Genomic DNA, 16943 nt, shown 5'->3' with positions numbered 1-16943 from the left:
CGGACCTACTTCTGGCGCTTGTAGAACGGCAGCGCCACGACCTCGTACGGTTCGTGACTGCCCCGGATGTCCACGCCGACGCCGGCGGTGCCCGGTGCGGCGTGCGCGGCGTCGACGTAGGCCATGGCGATCGGCCGGCCCAGCGTCGGGGAGGGGGCGCCGGAGGTGACCTCACCGACGACCGCGCCGCCCGCGACGACGGCGAACCCGGCGCGCGGGACGCGCCGGCCCTCGGCGACGAGCCCGACGAGCACCCGCGGCGGGTTCGCGGCGGCGCGTTCGGCGGCTGCCTCCAGGGCCTCGCGGCCCACGAAGTCGCCCTCCTTCTCGAACTTCACGACCCGCCCGAGCCCCGCGTCGAACGGGGTGAGCGAGGTGGTCAGCTCGTGGCCGTACAGCGGCATGCCCGCCTCCAGGCGCAGCGTGTCGCGGCAGGACAGACCGCACGGGGCCAGCCCGGCCGGCGCACCCGCCTCGGTCAGCGCCTGCCACAGCTTCTCGGCGTCGGACGGGGCCACGAAGAGCTCGAAGCCGTCCTCGCCCGTGTAGCCGGTGCGCGCGATCAGCGCCGGGACGCCCGCGACCGTGCCCGGCAGACCCGCGTAGTACTTCAGGCCGTCGAGGTCGGCGTCGGTGAGCGACTTGAGGATCCCGGCGGACTCCGGGCCCTGGATGGCGAGCAGCGCGTACGCGTCCCGGTCGTCACGGACCCCGGCGTCGAAACCGGCGGCGCGCCCGGTCAGCGCGTCGAGGACGATCTGGGCGTTGGAGGCGTTGGCGACGACCATGTACTCGGTCTCGGCCAGCCGGTACACGATCAGGTCGTCGAGGATGCCGCCGTCGGCCCGGCAGATCATGGTGTAGCGGGCGCGGCCCACGCCGACGGAGGCGATGTTGCCGACCAGCGCGTGGTTCAGCAGCGCGGCGGCCTGCGGGCCGGTGACCGTGATCTCGCCCATGTGCGAGAGGTCGAAGAGACCGGCCCGGGTGCGGACGGCGACGTGCTCGTCGCGCTCGGAGCCGTACCGCAGGGGCATGTCCCAGCCCGCGAAGTCGGTCATCGTCGCGCCCAGCGAGCGATGCAGGGCATCGAGCGCGGTACGACGGGGTGCGTTACTGCTCATCGGTGGGGCTCCCAAGGCATGACGGCGAGGTCGTTCCTCCCCATCTGTCATCGGAACCTGAGAGGTTCATCACGACCCCGCGAACGGAGGTCACGACTTGCACCTTGGGTGGAGCCACCGGTCAGCGGCCCGCTTTTCAGATGTGCCTCGCCCGCGCGGTAACGGTGCCTGAGAGATTCAAGGGAGGGACTTGCTCCTTCGGCGTCCCAGCCGGACGTGCGTCACACGGATGTGTGCACGTCACTGGGAACTCTCCCGCGCGGATTCAAGCGGCCGGTATGCAGTTGGCGGGCACATCATTGCACGCGCCGTCCGAAGACGGCAGTCCGCATCTGTAACCGGGCTGTGGCAGTCCGAACACGGAAACGGCAAGCACCGCGCATTACCTTCTCTTTACACTCGACGGGGATGGGACTCCAGACCCAAGGGGAGGACGATCACGGTGAACAGGACCAGGGCGTACGCCACGACCTCGGCCCTCGCGCTGCCGCGGCAGCCGGGTACCGCGGCCCAGGAGGTGTGCGGCACGCTTCCGGCGGCCGTCGTGCGCGACCTCAGGGAGCGCGCCGGACACAGCCCGCACGGCCTGTACTTCGGCACGGCGGACCTCGTGGTGGTCACCGGGCTGCCGGGCAGCGGCAAGTCGACCCTGATGCGCCGCGCGGTCGCGGGCCGGCGGGTGGACTCCCAGGACACCCGCGACCGCTGGGACGGCCGGCTGGCCCGCCGGCTCCCGTACGCGGTCTACCGCCCCCTCGTCCGCCTCGCGCACTACGCGGGCCTGCGCCGCACGCTGCGTTCCGGCACCGGCGTCGTCGTGCACGACTGCGGTACCCAGGCCTGGGTGCGCCGCTGGCTCGCCCGCGAGGCCCGCCGCCGGGGCGGCACCCTCCACCTCCTGCTCCTCGACGTCACACCGGGCACGGCGCTGGAGGGCCAGCGTGAACGCGGCCGGGGCGTCTCGCGGTACGCGTTCGCGCGTCACCGTGGCGCGCTCGGCAGGCTGGTGCGCTCCGTCGAGCGGGGTGAACTGCCGGAGGGCTGCGGCTCGGCGGTGCTCCTCGACCGCGAAGCGGCGGACGTGCTGCGCCGGATCGACTTCGACGGTTGACGGGCGTGCGGAGCCGGTCGGGCGGAGGGGCGGACGGAAGCCCGCACGGGAGAACGGGACATCGTCGTACGAGAGGGTCGTAGACGCCCACTAACCTTTCCAGCCGGAACACCACAGCAGAGCAGCAGCAGAGCAGCAGAGCAGCACACCAGGACACCGGAACACCGGATCAGCGGTTCACAGCAGGCGGTAGACAGATGGACTTCCCCGACTTCCCGGCACCAGCGCACCCGCACCCCCACCCGCACGGCGGGTGGCCCGGCAACGAACTGGAGGAGGTGCTCTCCGCGTCCCTCGGGGTGCCCTCGGCGGGCGGCCGCATCGTCGAGGTCCTCGGCCGCAGCTTCGTCTGGGTGCCGCTGCCCAACGGCGGCGGTCCGCACGCGGGCCCCCTCGACCTGCCCACGCTGGAGATCGAGGGCCAGGCGTACGTGCCGGTGTTCAGCTCCGAGGAGCAGTTCCGCCAGGTCGTCGGCAGCCACCTGTCGTTCACGATCGCGCCCGCCGTCGAGTTCGCCCGCGGGCTGCCCCCGCAGGTCGGCGTCGCGATCAACCCCGGAGGTGTGGTGGGCGTACCACTGCCGCCCCTCGCGGTCGCCGAGCTGTGCCGTGCCGGGCGTACTCCGCTGGACGGTCCCGCGAGCGGCGGCCGGGTGAAACTCTCCGAACCCGACTGGCAGGACGACCCGGTGGACTTCCTGGCCGCGGCCTCGGCCGAGTTCGCGGCGACAGGGGTGGTGCTGTCCGCGCGTCGCTGCCTGGCCAGCGTCGAGGGCGACGACCCCCTGATGTTCATCGGGGTCGAACTGGCGGGATGGGAGGGCGACGCCCGGACGCTCCCGCTGGACGCGCTCGGCCGGGCCCTCGGCCGGGTGCCGGTGGACCGGCTGGTGAACATGGTGTTCCTCGACGTCGCGCAGGACCCGGTGGGGGAGTGGATGCGCGTGAACGTGCGCCCGTTCTACCAGCAGGGCTACTGACGCGGCGGAGAGCTCCCGGGCCGTGCGTCAAGTCGCTGTCAGGATCGCCGCTTAAGCTGGTTTCATGGCTCGGTCGGGGTGTGGTCGAGGTGTCGACACACCTCGGCCACCGGTGTCGCTGGCGTAATGGGTGAGTTCATCGTGATTTCTTCGCGAAGGGGCGATTGAGGGTGAGTGCGTCGGGCACGGCCGCGGCCGGGCAGGTCGAGCACATGCTGCGCCAGGTGACGCCCGGGCGTTACGACGCCTACGAGGCGCTCCTTCGGGCGCTCGCGACCCCGTCGTCCGGCCAGGTGTGGATGCTGCTCTGGCACGGCCAGGGCGGTTCCCCGGACGCCCAGTACGGGAACATGGAGGTGAACGGCTTCGGTTACGCGCCCTGTGTCACCTCCGCCCAGGAGCTCTCGGCCAGTGGCTGGAACCGGTCGTACGAGGTCGTCGACGGCCTCGACGTGGCCCGCACCCTCTACCCCGACCACTTCGGACTCTGGCTCAATCCGCACTCCCCGGGCGGCGGGCTCGGCGTCCCGTGGCTGGATCTGCGCCGGATCACCGCGGGCCTGGAGCGCCAGCCCGCCGGCCCGCTGCGGCTGTCCGAACCCGGCATCGAGATCCCGCAGTTCTACGCCCTGCTCACGCAGAACGCGCATCGCACGCCCGCCGTCCGCTCGTTGCGGCGGACCTGGGTGCAGCCCGCGCTGGGGGCGTCGTATCTGGCCATCGGGCTCGACGTCTACGACACCTCGCCGCCCGCCGTCGACTCGGTACGGGCGATGATGCAGCAGTCGATCGGCGCGGTGCCGGACGGGCTGCCCGTGTCGACCGTCGCGATGTCCGACGAGTACGACCCGGTGGCGATGTGGCTGCGCGCCAACGCGCGCCCGTTCTACGACCGCGAGGCCCACGCGGCCCCGGCGCAGGCCCCGGTGGCGGGCGGGTACGGCTACCCGCCGGCGCGCGGACTGTACTGATCCGCGCCGGACGGCTCCGGCCATTCCGTCACCACGGCGCGGGCCTGTTCGTGCCGGATCCCATCGCACCCGCGGCAGGGGTCATGGTGGCCACGTCCGCCCCGAGGGCGGCCGAAGGGATCACCGCGTACGTGCTCGCGCGTTCGCGGGACGACCTCTGCTTTCGGGGCTCTCGCGCCGGTCGAAATCCCTCTTCGGAATCCGCTTTCGCGAGGCGTGGACCCTTCTCGTGATCGCGTGGAATGTCCGGCCTGCGGTGGTAGGTGGAGCCCGCCGGAAGTCATGGACCAGGCGCGTCCCGCGGTCGTTGTGATCCATGTCACTCCTGTCGAAGTGGAGGGTCTCGGCGGGGAGTTGGGGCGTCCGGTCGGCTGGGTCGCCGGGGAGGTAGAGGCTGGTCCCTGGGGGAACGAGGGGTTCCATCGGTGCCCCGGGGAGGCTGCCGGCGGCCAGGTTTGAACCGGCGGTGAGTGGTCACGGCTTGTCGCGGCCTCGCGCATACTGGTTGCCCCTTCACCTTCCTCACCGCGCTGACCTGCGCGCGAGAAGACGAAAGGGCCGGTTGTCCGCTTTGGGGGCGACAAGCGGTGAAAGGGTCCCTTGTGGACCCTTCCGTACCAACTGACCACTGTCCGACCCCCGTTACCCACTGTTCGGATAACGGAATCCCCCTAAGAGCATCACGGTTGCGCATACTTTCCCCGTCAGCTCTGGCACGTGATCGTGGAGTCGCTGAAGACTCCCGTGTCAGACATGGGGTCATCGATCCTGTGGGCGAGACAAGTCGTAGTTCAAGAGCGCAGCGGCGCCGCATCATCTGCGGCAACTGCGCACGTCGTAGGCGAGGCAAGCCGTGGACCGCGGCATGCAGAGGCCGGTGACCACCGGCGAGAAGGGTCAGGGCACTGTGACCGCACCGATCGAGACCACCGGGGCGGCTGCCGAGGCGCAGCCGGAGGCAGTCCTCGCCGGGGCCAAACAGAGCCAGATCCAAGGTCGTTCCCTCGGGCGTATCGCCTGGAACCGTTTCAAGCGGGACAAGGTCGCGGTGGCCGGCGGAATCGTCGTCATCCTCCTGATCCTGATGGCGGTCCTGGCGAAGCCCATCGAGTCGATCTTCGGTCTGGACCCCAACGAGTTCCACCAGGACCTCATCGACCCGGCCCTCCTGTCGCCCAGGGGCAGCTGGGGCGGCATCAGCCTGCACCACCCGCTGGGTATCGACCCGCAGTTCGGGCGCGACGTGCTGACCCGCATCATCGAGGGCTCCTGGGTCTCCCTGCTGGTCGCCGGCGGTGCCACGATGCTGTCCGTGGTGATCGGCGTCGTCTTCGGCGTCGTGTCCGGCTTCTACGGCGGCTGGGTCGACACGATCATCAGCCGGGCGATGGACACCTTCCTCGCTTTCCCGCTGCTGCTCTTCGCGATCTCGATCTCGGCCTCGCTGCAGGACGGGGCGTTCGGACTGACCGGACTTCCGCTGCGGATCGCCGTACTCATCTTCGTGATCGGTTTCTTCAACTGGCCGTACATGGCACGCATCGTGCGTGCGCAGACGCTGAGTCTGCGCGAGCGCGAGTTCGTCGAGGCCGCACGCAGCCTCGGTGCCCGTGGGCCGTTCATCCTCTTCCGAGAGCTGCTGCCCAACCTCGTCGCGCCGATCCTGGTCTACGCGACGCTGCTGATCCCGACGAACATCCTGTTCGAGGCGGGCCTCAGCTTCCTCGGCGTGGGCATCGCGCCGCCGCAGGCATCCTGGGGCGGCATGCTCACCAGCGCGGCCGGCCTCTACGAGACCGATCCGATGTTCATGATCGTGCCGGGCCTGGCCATCTTCATCACGGTCCTGGCATTCAACCTGCTGGGCGACGGGCTGCGTGACGCACTCGATCCCCGCAGCAAGTAACGCGCGGCAACACCCAGTTCGTCCGCCGCAACCATCAATTGAGGGGGCTTTCCTCAGGTGAAGACCAAGAAAGTGACAGCTGCAGTCGCCACTGCAGTGGCGCTGACGCTGGGGGCGTCTGCGTGCAGCAGCTCCGACAGCGGAAACGGTGGAGGCAGCAAGGGGGGCTCCTCCGCCAAGGCTGACGCCGCGCTCACGTCCGTCGTCAACGCGAGCACCAAGAAGGGCGGCACGGAGAACTTCGAGATCTCCGACGTCCCGGACTCGCTTGACCCGGGCAACACGTACTACGGCTGGGTGCAGAACTTCTCCCGCCTCTACGCGCGTTCTCTGACCACCTTCAAGCCCGCGGCGGGCAAGGCCGGCCTGGAGGTCGTCCCGGACCTCGCCGAGGGTCTCGGTGTGCCCACCGACGGTGCCAAGACCTGGACGTACAAGCTCCGCAAGGGTCTGAAGTACGACGACGGCACCCCGATCACCTCGAAGGACGTCAAGTACGCCGTCGAGCGCTCCAACTTCGCTCCCGAGGCGCTGTCCAACGGTCCGACGTACTTCAAGGCGCACCTCCTCGGTGGCGACAAGTACAAGGGTCCCTACAAGGACAAGTCGAAGGACGGCATCGCGTCCATCGAGACGCCGGACGACACGACGATCGTCTTCAAGCTGAAGGACGCCTTCGCGGACTTCGACTACCTGGCGACGTTCAACCAGACGGCTCCGGTGCCGCAGGCGAAGGACACGGGCGCCTCGTACGTCCAGCACATCGTCTCCTCGGGCCCGTACAAGTTCCAGTCGTACGAGGAGGGCAAGAGCGCCACTCTCGTCCGCAACACCAACTGGGACCCGGCGACGGACCCGATTCGCAAGGCCCTGCCGGACAAGGTCAACATCCGGTTCAAGGTCAACCAGACAACCATCGACAACAACCTGATGTCGGACAACATCACGGCTGACGGTGCTGGTACCGGTGTGGCTCCGGAGACCCAGCCCAAGGTTCTGACGAACGCCAAGTACAAGGCGCAGCTCGACAGCTCCTACGCCGGTGCGACCGGGTACGCGGGTCTCAACCTGCACGTGAAGCCCTTCGACAACATCGACTGCCGCAAGGCCGTCCAGTGGGGTCTCGACAAGGCGTCGGTCCAGGCCGCGGCCGGCGGTGACCCGAAGGGTGACGTCGCCACCACGCTGCTTCCCCCGACCGTCAACGGCTACACCAAGTTCGACCTGTACCCGTCCGCGGGCAACAAGGGCGACGTGGCGAAGGCCAAGGACTCGCTGAAGGCGTGTGGCAAGCCGAACGGCTTCACCACCAACCTGTCGGCCCGTTCGGACCGTCCGGCTGAGATGGCCATGGCGACCGCCATCCAGGCGTCGCTGAAGAAGATCGGCATCACGGTCAACATCAAGGCGTACCCGAGCGGCAAGTACTTCTCGAACTTCGCGGGTGTCCCGAGCTACGTGCACGAGCACAACCTCGGCATCATCATGACCGCGTGGGGCGCTGACTGGCCGACCGGCTTCGGCTTCCTGGACCAGATCATCAACGGCTCGGCCATCAAGCCGTCCGGTGGTAACAACGTCTCGGAGCTGAACGACCCGGCGATCAACAAGGCCCTGAACGAGGGCATCGCCAACACCGACGCCACCGCCCGTACCAAGGCGTGGGGTGAGGTCGACAAGCTGGTGATGGAGAACGCCTCGGTCGTCCCGCTGGTCTACCGCAAGAACCTGCTGATGCGGCCCACCTCCGCGACGAACGTCACGGTCACCCAGGCCTACCTCGGCATGTACGACTACCTGCTGATGGGTTCCGCGAAGTAATCGCGGGCCCCTTGGGCTAAGAGACTGAAAGGCAGGTGAAGGCGCCGGTGTCCGCCGGCCGGGTGACCCCCGGCCGGCGGGCATCGATGCCGGACAGCTGTGGCTGCGTACATCATCCGACGCGTGTTTGGCGCTGTGGTGCTGCTGCTGATCGTCAGCGCCGTCACCTTTGCGATTTTCTTCCTCGTCCCCCGGCTCGCCGGGCAGTCGATGGACCAACTGGCTGCCCAGTACGTGGGCAAGGACGCCAACAAGGCGTCCATCGCCGCGGTGAAACAGAACCTCGGGTTCGACAAGCCGCTCTACGAGCAGTACTGGCACTTCATCAAGCAGATCTTCGTGGGAGCGGACTACAAGTTCGGTCCCGACGCCTCGCACTGCTCCGCGCCGTGCTTCGGCTACTCGTTCAAGTCCCACATCGAGGTCTGGCCGCAGATCACCGACCGTATTCCGGTGACCTTCTCGCTGGCCATCGGCGCGGCGGTCATCTGGGTGACCACCGGTGTCGCGACCGGCGTCGTGTCGGCCCTCAAGCGGGGTTCGTTCCTCGACCGCATTTTCATGGGTATCGCCCTCGCCGGCGTCTCCCTCCCCATCTTCTTCACCGGCATGCTGGCGCTGGGCCTCTTCACCGTCCAGTGGCCGATCTGGGACACGGGCGTCAACTACGTCAACTTCACCGACAACCCCGGTGAATGGGCGTGGAACCTGCTCATCCCGTGGTGCAGCCTCGCGTTCCTCTACTCGGCGCTCTATGCCCGGCTCACCCGAGCCGGAATGCTGGAGACCATGAACGAGGACTACATCCGCACCGCCCGGGCGAAGGGCCTGCGGGAGTCCAAGGTGATCGCCAAGCACGGTCTCCGGGCCGCGCTGACCCCCATCGTCACGATCTTCGGTATGGACTTCGGCCTGCTCGTCGGCGGCGCCGTCATCACCGAGAACGTCTTCTCCTTCCAGGGCCTCGGCTTCTACGCCGTGAAGGGCGTGTCGGACAACGACCTGCCGATCGTCATGGGCGTCACCCTGGTCGCCGCCTTCTTCATCGTCGTCTGCAATCTGCTGGTGGACCTGGTGTACGCCGCCATTGATCCCCGGGTGAGGCTCGCATGACTGAACTCAGCAAGACCGGAGCGGCAGTCGGTGAGCCCGTGGAGAGCGCGCCGACGGACGTCGAGGGGGCCTTCCTCTCGGTCCGCGACCTGCGTATCCACTTCGACACGGACGACGGCCTGGTCAAGTCCGTGGACGGCGTCAGCTTCGATGTGAAGCCCGGCCAGACCCTCGGCATCGTGGGCGAGTCCGGCTCCGGCAAGTCGGTCACCTCGCTCGGCATCATGGGGCTCCACCGCACCGCCAAGGCGAAGATCTCGGGCGAGGTGTGGCTGGACGGCGAGGAACTCATCGGCGCCGACCCCGACCACGTACGCCGGCTGCGCGGCCAGAAGATGGCGATGATCTTCCAGGATCCGCTGTCCGCGATGCACCCGTACTACACGGTCGGCGCGCAGATCATCGAGGCCTACCGCACCCACAACAAGGTCAGCAAGAAGGTGGCGCGGGCCCGTGCCATCGAGATGCTCGACCGGGTGGGCATCCCGGAGCCGGGCAAGCGGATCGACAGCTACTCGCACGAGTTCTCCGGCGGTATGCGCCAGCGCGCGATGATCGCGATGGCGCTGGTCAACAACCCCGAGCTGCTCATCGCGGACGAGCCGACCACGGCCCTGGACGTGACCGTCCAGGCCCAGATCCTCGACCTGATCCGGGATCTGCAGAAGGAGTTCGGCTCCGCGGTCATCATGATCACCCATGACCTGGGCGTCGTCGCCGAGATGGCGGACGACATCCTGGTCATGTACGGCGGCCGCTGCATCGAGCGCGGTTCGGCCGAGAAGGTGTTCTACGAGCCCCGGCACCCCTACACCTGGGGTCTGCTCGGCTCGATGCCGCGCCTGGACCGTGCCCAGACCGAGCGCCTCATCCCGGTCAAGGGCTCCCCGCCCTCGCTGATCAACATCCCGTCCGGCTGTGCCTTCAACCCGCGCTGCCCGTACGCGGACGTGCCCAAGGACAACCTCACCCGCACGGTCCGCCCCGAGCTGGCAGAGGTGGGCAGCGATCACTGGGCCGCCTGCCACATGTCGCAGGAGCAGCGCGAGAAGATCTGGATCGAAGAGATTGCGCCCAAGCTGTGAGTGAGAACGCAGAGGACAAAGCAGTGACCATCCCTGCACAGAGCGACGGCGCGGAAACGGCGAAGTCCCCGGCGGCGACCCTCACCAAGGGCGCGGCCAAGGGCGAGACGCTGCTCAAGGTGACCGGGCTGCAGAAGCACTTCCCCATCCGCAAGGGCCTGCTGTCGCGGCAGGTCGGCGCGGTGCGGGCCGTCGACGGCATCGACTTCGAGGTGCGCGCGGGGGAGACCCTGGGCGTCGTGGGCGAGTCCGGCTGCGGCAAGTCGACGATGGGCCGGCTGATCACCCGGCTGCTCGAACCGACCGGTGGCAAGGTCGAGTTCCAGGGCAAGGACATCACGCACCTCAGCACCGGCGGCATGCGTCCGATGCGCCGTGACGTCCAGATGATCTTCCAGGACCCGTACTCGTCACTCAACCCCCGCCACACGGTCGGCACGATCATCAGTGCCCCGTTCAAGCTGCAGGGCGTGACCCCCGAGGGCGGTGTCAGGAAGGAGGTCCAGCGGCTGCTGTCGGTCGTCGGCCTCAACCCCGAGCACTACAACCGCTACCCGCACGAGTTCTCCGGCGGCCAGCGCCAGCGCATCGGCATCGCCCGCGCGCTCGCGCTGAACCCGAAGCTGGTCGTCGCGGACGAGCCGGTGTCCGCGCTGGACGTGTCCATCCAGGCGCAGGTCGTCAACCTCCTCGACGACCTGCAGCAGGAGCTCGGCCTCACGTACGTGATCATCGCGCACGACCTGTCGGTCGTCCGGCACGTCTCGGACCGGATCGCGGTGATGTACCTCGGCAAGATCGTCGAGCTCGCCGACCGCGACTCGCTCTACTCGGCGCCGATGCACCCGTACACCAAGGCCCTGATGTCCGCGGTGCCGATCCCGGACCCGAAGCGCCGGAACGTGAAGAGCGAGCGGATCCTGCTCACGGGCGACGTGCCCTCGCCGATCGCGCCGCCGAGCGGCTGCCGCTTCCACACGCGGTGCTGGAAGGCGACGGAGATCTGCAAGACGACCGAGCCGCCGCTCCTCGAGCTGAAGCCCGGCCAGCAGGTCGCCTGCCACCACCCGGAGAACTTCGAGGACCAGGCACCGCAGGACACGGTGTTGCTGTCCGTGGCGAAGCGGGCGGCAGAGTTCGTGGCCGACGAGGTCCTGGCGGAGTCGGCGGAGACGTCCGCGGCGGTGGCCGCGGAACTGCACATCGCCGAGACCCCGGCGGAGGAGATTCCGGCGGAGGAGACCACGCAGACCGCTGCCGAGGAGTCCCCGGTGGCCGCTGCCGAGGAGTCCACCGCGGTGGACTCCGAGGAGCCCTCCGAAGCGGTCGCCGCCGATGAGCCGGCCGCCTCGAAGGAATCGGGAACCGACACCCCGAAGGAACCGGGTACCGACACCCCGAAGTAGTCGGGCGCAGTACCGAAGACGGCGCGGCTTGGCCGTCGATCATGCCCCGGTAGCCAGATGGCTGGCTACCGGGGCATGGGTTTTGGCCAGAACGGGAGGGCGCGAGGCCGGGAGGTCACGAGGCCCCCGCCGAACCGGAAGCCGGTCGTCAGGAGTCAACCGACAAGTAGGCCGTGACGATTAGGCAAAGTCATGAACATGCCCGAACGGGAGAGTGCAGAGTCTCGCGTGTCCATCTGATCAGGAGCGATCAGAACACGTACGAAAGGGACGCTCATGGCACTCTCCCGTTCGGCACGTTTAGGGGCCCTCGCTACCGCGGCGGCCTCCTTCCTCGTCATCGCCGCCTCCTCCGCCCCGAAACCGGGCGCCGACGGCATCGGCGACCCCTACTTCCCCCAGCTCGGCAACGGTGGCTTCGACGCCCGCCACTACGACCTCGACGTGGCGTACAACCCGGACACCGACCGCCTCGACGGGCGTACGACGCTCACGGCCCGCGCCACCCAGAACCTCTCCTCGTTCGACCTGGACCTCCAGAAACTCGAGGTCACGAAGGTCGAGGTGAACGGCAGACGGGCGGGCTTCACGCGTACGGGCGACGAGATCCGCATCACCCCGCGCGGCACGCTGTCGAAGGGCAGGACCTTCACGGTGACCGTCACCTACGGCGGTGTCCCCGAAGCCCTCAACGGCCCCATCGTCTTCGGTTCCGACTACGGATGGATGAAGACCGCGGACGGGGTCTTCGTCGCCTGTGAGCCGAACGCCGCCTCCACCTGGTTCCCGTCGAGCGACCACCCGTCCGACAAGGCCACGTACGACATCCGTATCAAGGCTCCGAAGGGCCTCACCGGTGTCTCCAACGGCCGCCTGGTCTCGACGCGCGACCAGGGCGCCAGCACCGTCACACACTGGCGCGAGAACCGGCCCATGGCGACGTACCTGGCCACCGCGACCATCGGCAAGTTCGACGTGAAGTCGGGGCGGACCCCGGGCGGCACGCCGATCTACGTCGCCATCGACCCGGTGCTCGCCAACAGCAACAGCGTCGACGTGTACGCCGTGACGGCCGCGGCCACCGACTACTGGTCGCAGATCTTCGGTCCGTATCCCTTCGAGGAGACCGGCGCGATCGTCGACGACATGCCGGAGGCGGGGTTCTCGCTGGAGGTGCAGTCCAAGCCCGCGTACTCCGCCGTGCGCTCCGAGTCGACCATCGTGCACGAGCTGGCGCACCAGTGGTTCGGCGACTCGGTCTCGGTGGAGCGCTGGAAGGACATCTGGCTCAACGAGGGCTTCGCGACCTACGCCCAGTGGCTGTGGTCCGAACACCAGGGCGTCCGCTCGGCGCACGACTCGTTCCTCGCCGGGTACGGCACACGGCCCGCGGACTCGTCCTTCTGGCAGACGGTGGTGGCCGATCCGCAGCGGGACACCATGTTCGTCTCGGCGGTCTACCAGCGCGGCGCGATGACGCTCCAGATGCTGCGCGAGCGCATCGGCGACACCGCGTTCTTCAAGCTGCTGCCCGCCTGGACCAAGCTGCACCGCTACGGGAACGCGAACACGGCCGACTTCATCCGGCTCGCGGAGAAGGTCTCGGGGCAGCAGCTCGACGATCTCTTCCAGACCTGGCTCTACAGCCCGGGAAAACCTTCCCTCTAGGCCCTCGTTTGCCCTCTAGGCCTTCTTTTGTAAGGTGCAGTCTCTGCGGCGGGTGAGAATGTAGGGGTGCTTCAGCAACTTTTCAGTCCCTCCGTCCAGCACACGCTCGACCTGATCGGGATCTTCGTCTTCGCGATCTCGGGTGCCCTGCTGGCCGTACGCAAGAACTTCGACGTCTTCGGCATCGCCGTCCTCGCCGAGGTCACCGCGCTGGGCGGGGGGCTGTTGCGTGACGTGGTCATCGGGGCCGTGCCGCCGGCCGCGTTCACCGATCTCGGCTACTTCCTCACGCCGTTGCTCGCGGCGCTCCTGGTCTTCTTCCTGCACCCCGAGGTGGAGCGCATCCAGGTCGCGGTGAACGTCTTCGACGCGGCCGGACTCGGTCTGTTCTGCGTCGCGGGCACCACGAAGGCGTACGAGTACGGTCTCGGTCTGACCGCGTCGGCGGCCCTCGGGCTCGCCACCGCCGTCGGCGGCGGTGTGCTGCGCGACGTGCTCGCCAACGAGGTGCCCTCGCTGCTGCGCTGGGACCGCGATCTCTACGCGGTCCCGGCCATCGTCGGCGCCACCATGGTCGCCCTGTGCATCCGCTACGACGCGCTGACCCCGTTCACCAGCGGGCTCGCCGTCGTCACGGCCTTCGTGCTGCGGCTTCTCGCGATGCGCTTCCACTGGCGAGCGCCGCGCGCCTGGAACCGGCGCTCGACAGCGACCGAGGCGGAGACTCCTTAGCCCGCGCGCCGGGGCCGATCTGCAGGGTCAGCCAGCGGAACACCTCGGTCACCTGCGGTCGCCACAGGGCCATGTTGTGACCGCCGGCGCTCCGCGGCAGCAGTACCACCTGCACGGTCGTCGGCGGTTTCGCGATCTGCTGGAGCGCGGTGCCCGCCTCGTAGCCGTCGTGCACCTCGCCGGAGTAGTAGAGCGCGACGCGGGGCGGGACGCGGTCGGCGCGCAGCAGCAGGAAGGGGTTGTTGTGGCGGCGCAGGTCGAGGTTGCGCGCGGGCAGTGAGTTGCGTTCGCCGATCGGGTCGTTGTAGCCGGACATGCTGACCGCGGCCCGGTAACGGTCGGGGTGGGCGACGGCGAGCTTGGTCGCGCAGTGCGCCCCCGCCGAGTAGCCGGCGACGCCCCAGCCGTCCGGCGCGGCCTTGGCGCGGAAGTTGTCCGTCACCATCTTCGGCACGTCGATACTGAGCCAGGTGTCGGCGTTCACCTTGCCGGGGACGTTCGCGCAGCCGGTGTCCACCTTGGCCAGCAGTGTCGTACGCGGTGCCACCAGGATGAACGGCGCGACCTGTCCGTCACGCATCAGCGGCAGCAGTTGTTCGTGCACCTTCAGGGAACCGAACCACGCCTTGGCCGAGCCCGGATAGCCGGGCAGCAGTTCGACCACGGGGAACTTCCGGTTGCGGTAGGCGGGCTCGTTGTACTGCGGCGGCAGCCAGACGTAGACCTCCGCGTTCACGCCCGAGACCTGGCCGTGCAGCTGGGTGACGCGCACCCCGCCGGCCTGGTGCATGGCGGGGCCGTCCGCCTCGGTGAACGTCTGGTGGATCCTGGGCAGGTCCCGTACCGGGACACCGCCGGTGCCGTCCGCGCCCAGGTCGGCGGCCGCCTGTACGTGGTTGCCCGTGCCGACGAGGTCGGACCAGTTGTCGTAGAGGCTGTTGGCGTTGTTCACGAGCACGAAGACGAGGGTGATCGCCGTGCCCTGGGCGAACAGCAGCATCAGCATCCGGGCCGTGCTGCGCAGGGCCGCGGGGCCGGGGACGCGCGACCACAGGACGAGAGGGAGGACGAGGGCGACCACGACCAGGGCGATCGCGGTGAGGAGGAACGGCGTTCCGGTGAGGCTCACGGTCTGTTGCGGCTCTTCCTGTGACGGGCTGGATCAGGCTCGGCGGCTGCATCGGGTTCTATGTCCCTGAAGAGGGGGTTCTGAAGCCGTTGGTCACGGACGAGTGGCGGACACTTACCAAGAAATTGCCGAAATCTCACCTTGGGCTTCGGCGTGTGAGGGGTGCGAAACAGCAAAAGCTACCGCTTAGTAATGACCTGTTGTACCGTTCAGGCATGTCAGAAGCAGCTTCGGCCCAGGCCGTGCGAGCCACGATCGGCGACAGCGAGTTCGACCGCGACACCGCGGTCACCCGGCGTGCACCCGGCGTCTACGACGTCGACCTGTCCCCGGGATGGACGATCATCAGCGCGGTCAACGGCGGATATCTGCTGGCCGTCCTGGGCCGCGCACTCGCGGACGCCCTGCCGCACGACGACCCGTTCACCATCTCGGCGCACTACCTCACCGCCTCCCAGCCGGGACCCGCGGTCGTCCGCACGGACGTCGTCCGCACCGGCCGCACCCTGTCCACCGGCCAGGCCTCGCTCTTCCAGTACGACGACGAGGGCCGCGAGGTCGAACGGATCCGCGTGCTCGCCTCGTACGGCGACCTGGGCGCCCTGCCCGACGACGTCCGCACCACGGCCACGCCGCTCGCGATCCCGCCGATGGAGCACTGCTTCGGGCCCGAGGACGGACCGGCCCCCATCGACGGCAGCTCCGCCATCACCGAGCGGCTGATGCTCAAGCTCGACCCCTCGACGCTGGGCTGGGCCCTCGGGGCGCCGTCCGGCAAGGGCGAGATGAGGGCCTGGTTCGGGCTCGCCGACGGCCGCGACGCCGACCCGATCTCGCTGCTCCTCGCGGTCGACGCGCTGCCGCCGACCGCCTTCGAGATCGGACTGTCGGGCTGGGTGCCGACGGTCGAGCTCACGGTGCACGTGCGCTGCCGTCCCGCGCCCGGCCCGCTGCGGGTCTCCATCACCACCCGCAACCTGGCCGGCGGCTTCCTGGAGGAGGACGCCGAGGTGTGGGACAGCGCGGACCGGCTGGTCGCGCAGTCCCGACAGCTCGCCCGGGTCAGGCTCGGTTAGTCGGCTAACCGACTGCCGGTCCGGCCCGGGGCCGCCGTCCGCCCGGGGTCGGGGGTGCCGAGTCGAACGGCGTTCCCGGGCCGGCGCGATCCTGTGTCCCGGGATCCACGGTCCGCCCGGGGGTGGGTGCCCGGGGTGACGCGTTCGGTGAACGGGCGCGTCGACCGGGCCCGTTGCCGGGGCGGCTTTCTCACCCCAGCCAGTTGCGGCGGCCGATGGCGATCAGCCGCATCTGGCGACCTGCCACCCGGGCCACCCGCTCCCGTTCCTCCTCGGACGCCTCCAGTGCCTCCAGGTAGAGCGAGGCCGTCATCAGCATCTGGTCGACGTACAGGCCCGCGAGCATCAGCAGATCGTCGTCGCTCCACCCCTCCGACTCGGGGTGTTTGGCCAGCTCGACCCGCACCTCCTGGGCGAACCGGGCCAGTTGGTCACTGATCGCCTGCCGTACCGGCTGGACGCCGCCGTGTCGCTCGCGGGCGATGAAGCGGACGTGTGCGGGGTGGGTCTCGACATGGTGGGCGATCAGATCGACCGCGCGCTCGATGCGTTCGCCGCTGTCTCCGGCCGCGGACACCGTGTCCCCGATCATCGGGTGCAGGCTGCCCAGGGCCTCCTCGACCAGCGCCACACCGAGGTCCGCCGTCGAGCGGAAGTGCCGGTAGAAGGCGGTCGGGGCCACGCCCACGGCGCGGGTGACCTCGCGCAGTCCCAGGCTGCTCAGACTCTGCTCCTCCAGCAGTTCCAACGCCGAGTCCAGGAGCGCCTGTCGCGTCTTCTGCTTCTGCGCCTGCCGGATGCCGAGAGTGTGACTCATACCA

The 16943-nt window shown here is 68.8% G+C and carries 14 protein-coding genes and 1 riboswitch; of the genes, 11 read left to right on the top strand and 3 right to left on the bottom strand.

Annotation, left to right across the window (positions count from 1 at the left end):
* Positions 1–5: 5 nt before the first annotated feature.
* The gene (gene gcvT, locus ABZV34_RS00745; protein WP_356270113.1) at positions 6–1124 is read right to left on the bottom strand and encodes a glycine cleavage system aminomethyltransferase GcvT; all 1119 of its coding nucleotides are present in this window, start codon (positions 1122–1124) and stop codon (positions 6–8) included.
* A gap of 146 nt (positions 1125–1270) precedes the next feature.
* Positions 1271–1392, bottom strand: a riboswitch (glycine riboswitch).
* 168 nt (positions 1393–1560) lie between these two features.
* Between gcvT and ABZV34_RS00740 the strand changes: the two genes are divergently transcribed.
* From ABZV34_RS00740 to ABZV34_RS00695, 10 genes are all read left to right on the top strand, one after another.
* A complete protein-coding gene (locus ABZV34_RS00740) occupies positions 1561–2235 on the top strand; it encodes an AAA family ATPase (protein ID WP_356270685.1) in 675 nt (224 codons plus the stop codon).
* 197 nt (positions 2236–2432) lie between these two features.
* Positions 2433–3215 (top strand): enhanced serine sensitivity protein SseB, encoded by a 783-nt coding sequence (locus ABZV34_RS00735; RefSeq protein WP_356270111.1) that lies wholly within the window; start codon positions 2433–2435, stop codon positions 3213–3215.
* Between the two features lie 170 nt (positions 3216–3385).
* Positions 3386–4186, top strand: coding sequence for an enhanced serine sensitivity protein SseB C-terminal domain-containing protein (locus ABZV34_RS00730; protein WP_356270109.1), 801 nt, complete (start codon positions 3386–3388; stop codon positions 4184–4186).
* A gap of 907 nt (positions 4187–5093) precedes the next feature.
* Entirely contained in the window at positions 5094–6092 is a 999-nt protein-coding gene (locus ABZV34_RS00725) for an ABC transporter permease (RefSeq protein ID WP_356270683.1), read from the top strand.
* A gap of 57 nt (positions 6093–6149) precedes the next feature.
* Positions 6150–7913 carry an ABC transporter substrate-binding protein gene (locus ABZV34_RS00720; protein WP_356270107.1) on the top strand — a complete coding sequence of 588 codons (1764 nt, stop codon included), beginning with the start codon at positions 6150–6152 and terminating at the stop codon, positions 7911–7913.
* A gap of 99 nt (positions 7914–8012) precedes the next feature.
* Positions 8013–9026, top strand: coding sequence for an ABC transporter permease (locus ABZV34_RS00715; protein ID WP_356270105.1), 1014 nt, complete (start codon positions 8013–8015; stop codon positions 9024–9026).
* Positions 9023–10111 carry an ABC transporter ATP-binding protein gene (locus ABZV34_RS00710; protein WP_356270103.1) on the top strand — a complete coding sequence of 363 codons (1089 nt, stop codon included), beginning with the start codon at positions 9023–9025 and terminating at the stop codon, positions 10109–10111. The genes ABZV34_RS00715 and ABZV34_RS00710 overlap by 4 nt, the downstream gene beginning before the upstream one ends.
* A gap of 23 nt (positions 10112–10134) precedes the next feature.
* A complete protein-coding gene (locus ABZV34_RS00705; protein ID WP_356270101.1) occupies positions 10135–11517 on the top strand; it encodes a dipeptide ABC transporter ATP-binding protein in 1383 nt (460 codons plus the stop codon).
* 276 nt (positions 11518–11793) lie between these two features.
* Entirely contained in the window at positions 11794–13185 is a 1392-nt protein-coding gene (locus tag ABZV34_RS00700) for a M1 family metallopeptidase (protein WP_356270099.1), read from the top strand.
* 66 nt (positions 13186–13251) lie between these two features.
* A complete protein-coding gene (locus ABZV34_RS00695; protein WP_266701486.1) occupies positions 13252–13917 on the top strand; it encodes a trimeric intracellular cation channel family protein in 666 nt (221 codons plus the stop codon).
* Here the strand turns inward: ABZV34_RS00695 and ABZV34_RS00690 are convergent.
* Entirely contained in the window at positions 13817–15046 is a 1230-nt protein-coding gene (locus ABZV34_RS00690) for an alpha/beta hydrolase-fold protein (RefSeq protein ID WP_356270098.1), read from the bottom strand. The genes ABZV34_RS00695 and ABZV34_RS00690 overlap by 101 nt on opposite strands.
* Before the next feature lie 215 nt (positions 15047–15261).
* Between ABZV34_RS00690 and ABZV34_RS00685 the strand changes: the two genes are divergently transcribed.
* Entirely contained in the window at positions 15262–16122 is an 861-nt protein-coding gene (locus ABZV34_RS00685; protein WP_356270096.1) for a thioesterase family protein, read from the top strand.
* 190 nt (positions 16123–16312) lie between these two features.
* On the opposite strand, the gene ABZV34_RS00680 is transcribed toward ABZV34_RS00685, so the two are convergent.
* Positions 16313–16939 (bottom strand): TetR family transcriptional regulator, encoded by a 627-nt coding sequence (locus ABZV34_RS00680; protein ID WP_356270094.1) that lies wholly within the window; start codon positions 16937–16939, stop codon positions 16313–16315.
* Between the last annotated feature and the right edge of the window lie 4 nt (positions 16940–16943).

The organism is Streptomyces sp. NPDC005195, from assembly GCF_040608315.1.
GTDB classification, from domain to species: domain Bacteria; phylum Actinomycetota; class Actinomycetes; order Streptomycetales; family Streptomycetaceae; genus Streptomyces; species Streptomyces kaempferi.
The sequence above is the reverse complement of the archived record's forward strand: the minus strand, read 5'-3'. Positions and strand labels throughout refer to the sequence as shown.

What these genes read in the sequence shown, in the direction of transcription:
- ABZV34_RS00680 (WP_356270094.1), bottom strand. Translation starts at nt 16,939, where the DNA reads ATGAGTCACACTCTCGGCATCCGGCAGGCGCAGAAGCAGAAGACGCGA.
- ABZV34_RS00700 (WP_356270099.1), top strand. Translation starts at nt 11,794, where the DNA reads ATGGCACTCTCCCGTTCGGCACGTTTAGGGGCCCTCGCTACCGCGGCG.
- gcvT (WP_356270113.1), bottom strand. Translation starts at nt 1,124, where the DNA reads ATGAGCAGTAACGCACCCCGTCGTACCGCGCTCGATGCCCTGCATCGC.
- ABZV34_RS00710 (WP_356270103.1), top strand. Translation starts at nt 9,023, where the DNA reads ATGACTGAACTCAGCAAGACCGGAGCGGCAGTCGGTGAGCCCGTGGAG.
- ABZV34_RS00735 (WP_356270111.1), top strand. Translation starts at nt 2,433, where the DNA reads ATGGACTTCCCCGACTTCCCGGCACCAGCGCACCCGCACCCCCACCCG.
- ABZV34_RS00685 (WP_356270096.1), top strand. Translation starts at nt 15,262, where the DNA reads ATGTCAGAAGCAGCTTCGGCCCAGGCCGTGCGAGCCACGATCGGCGAC.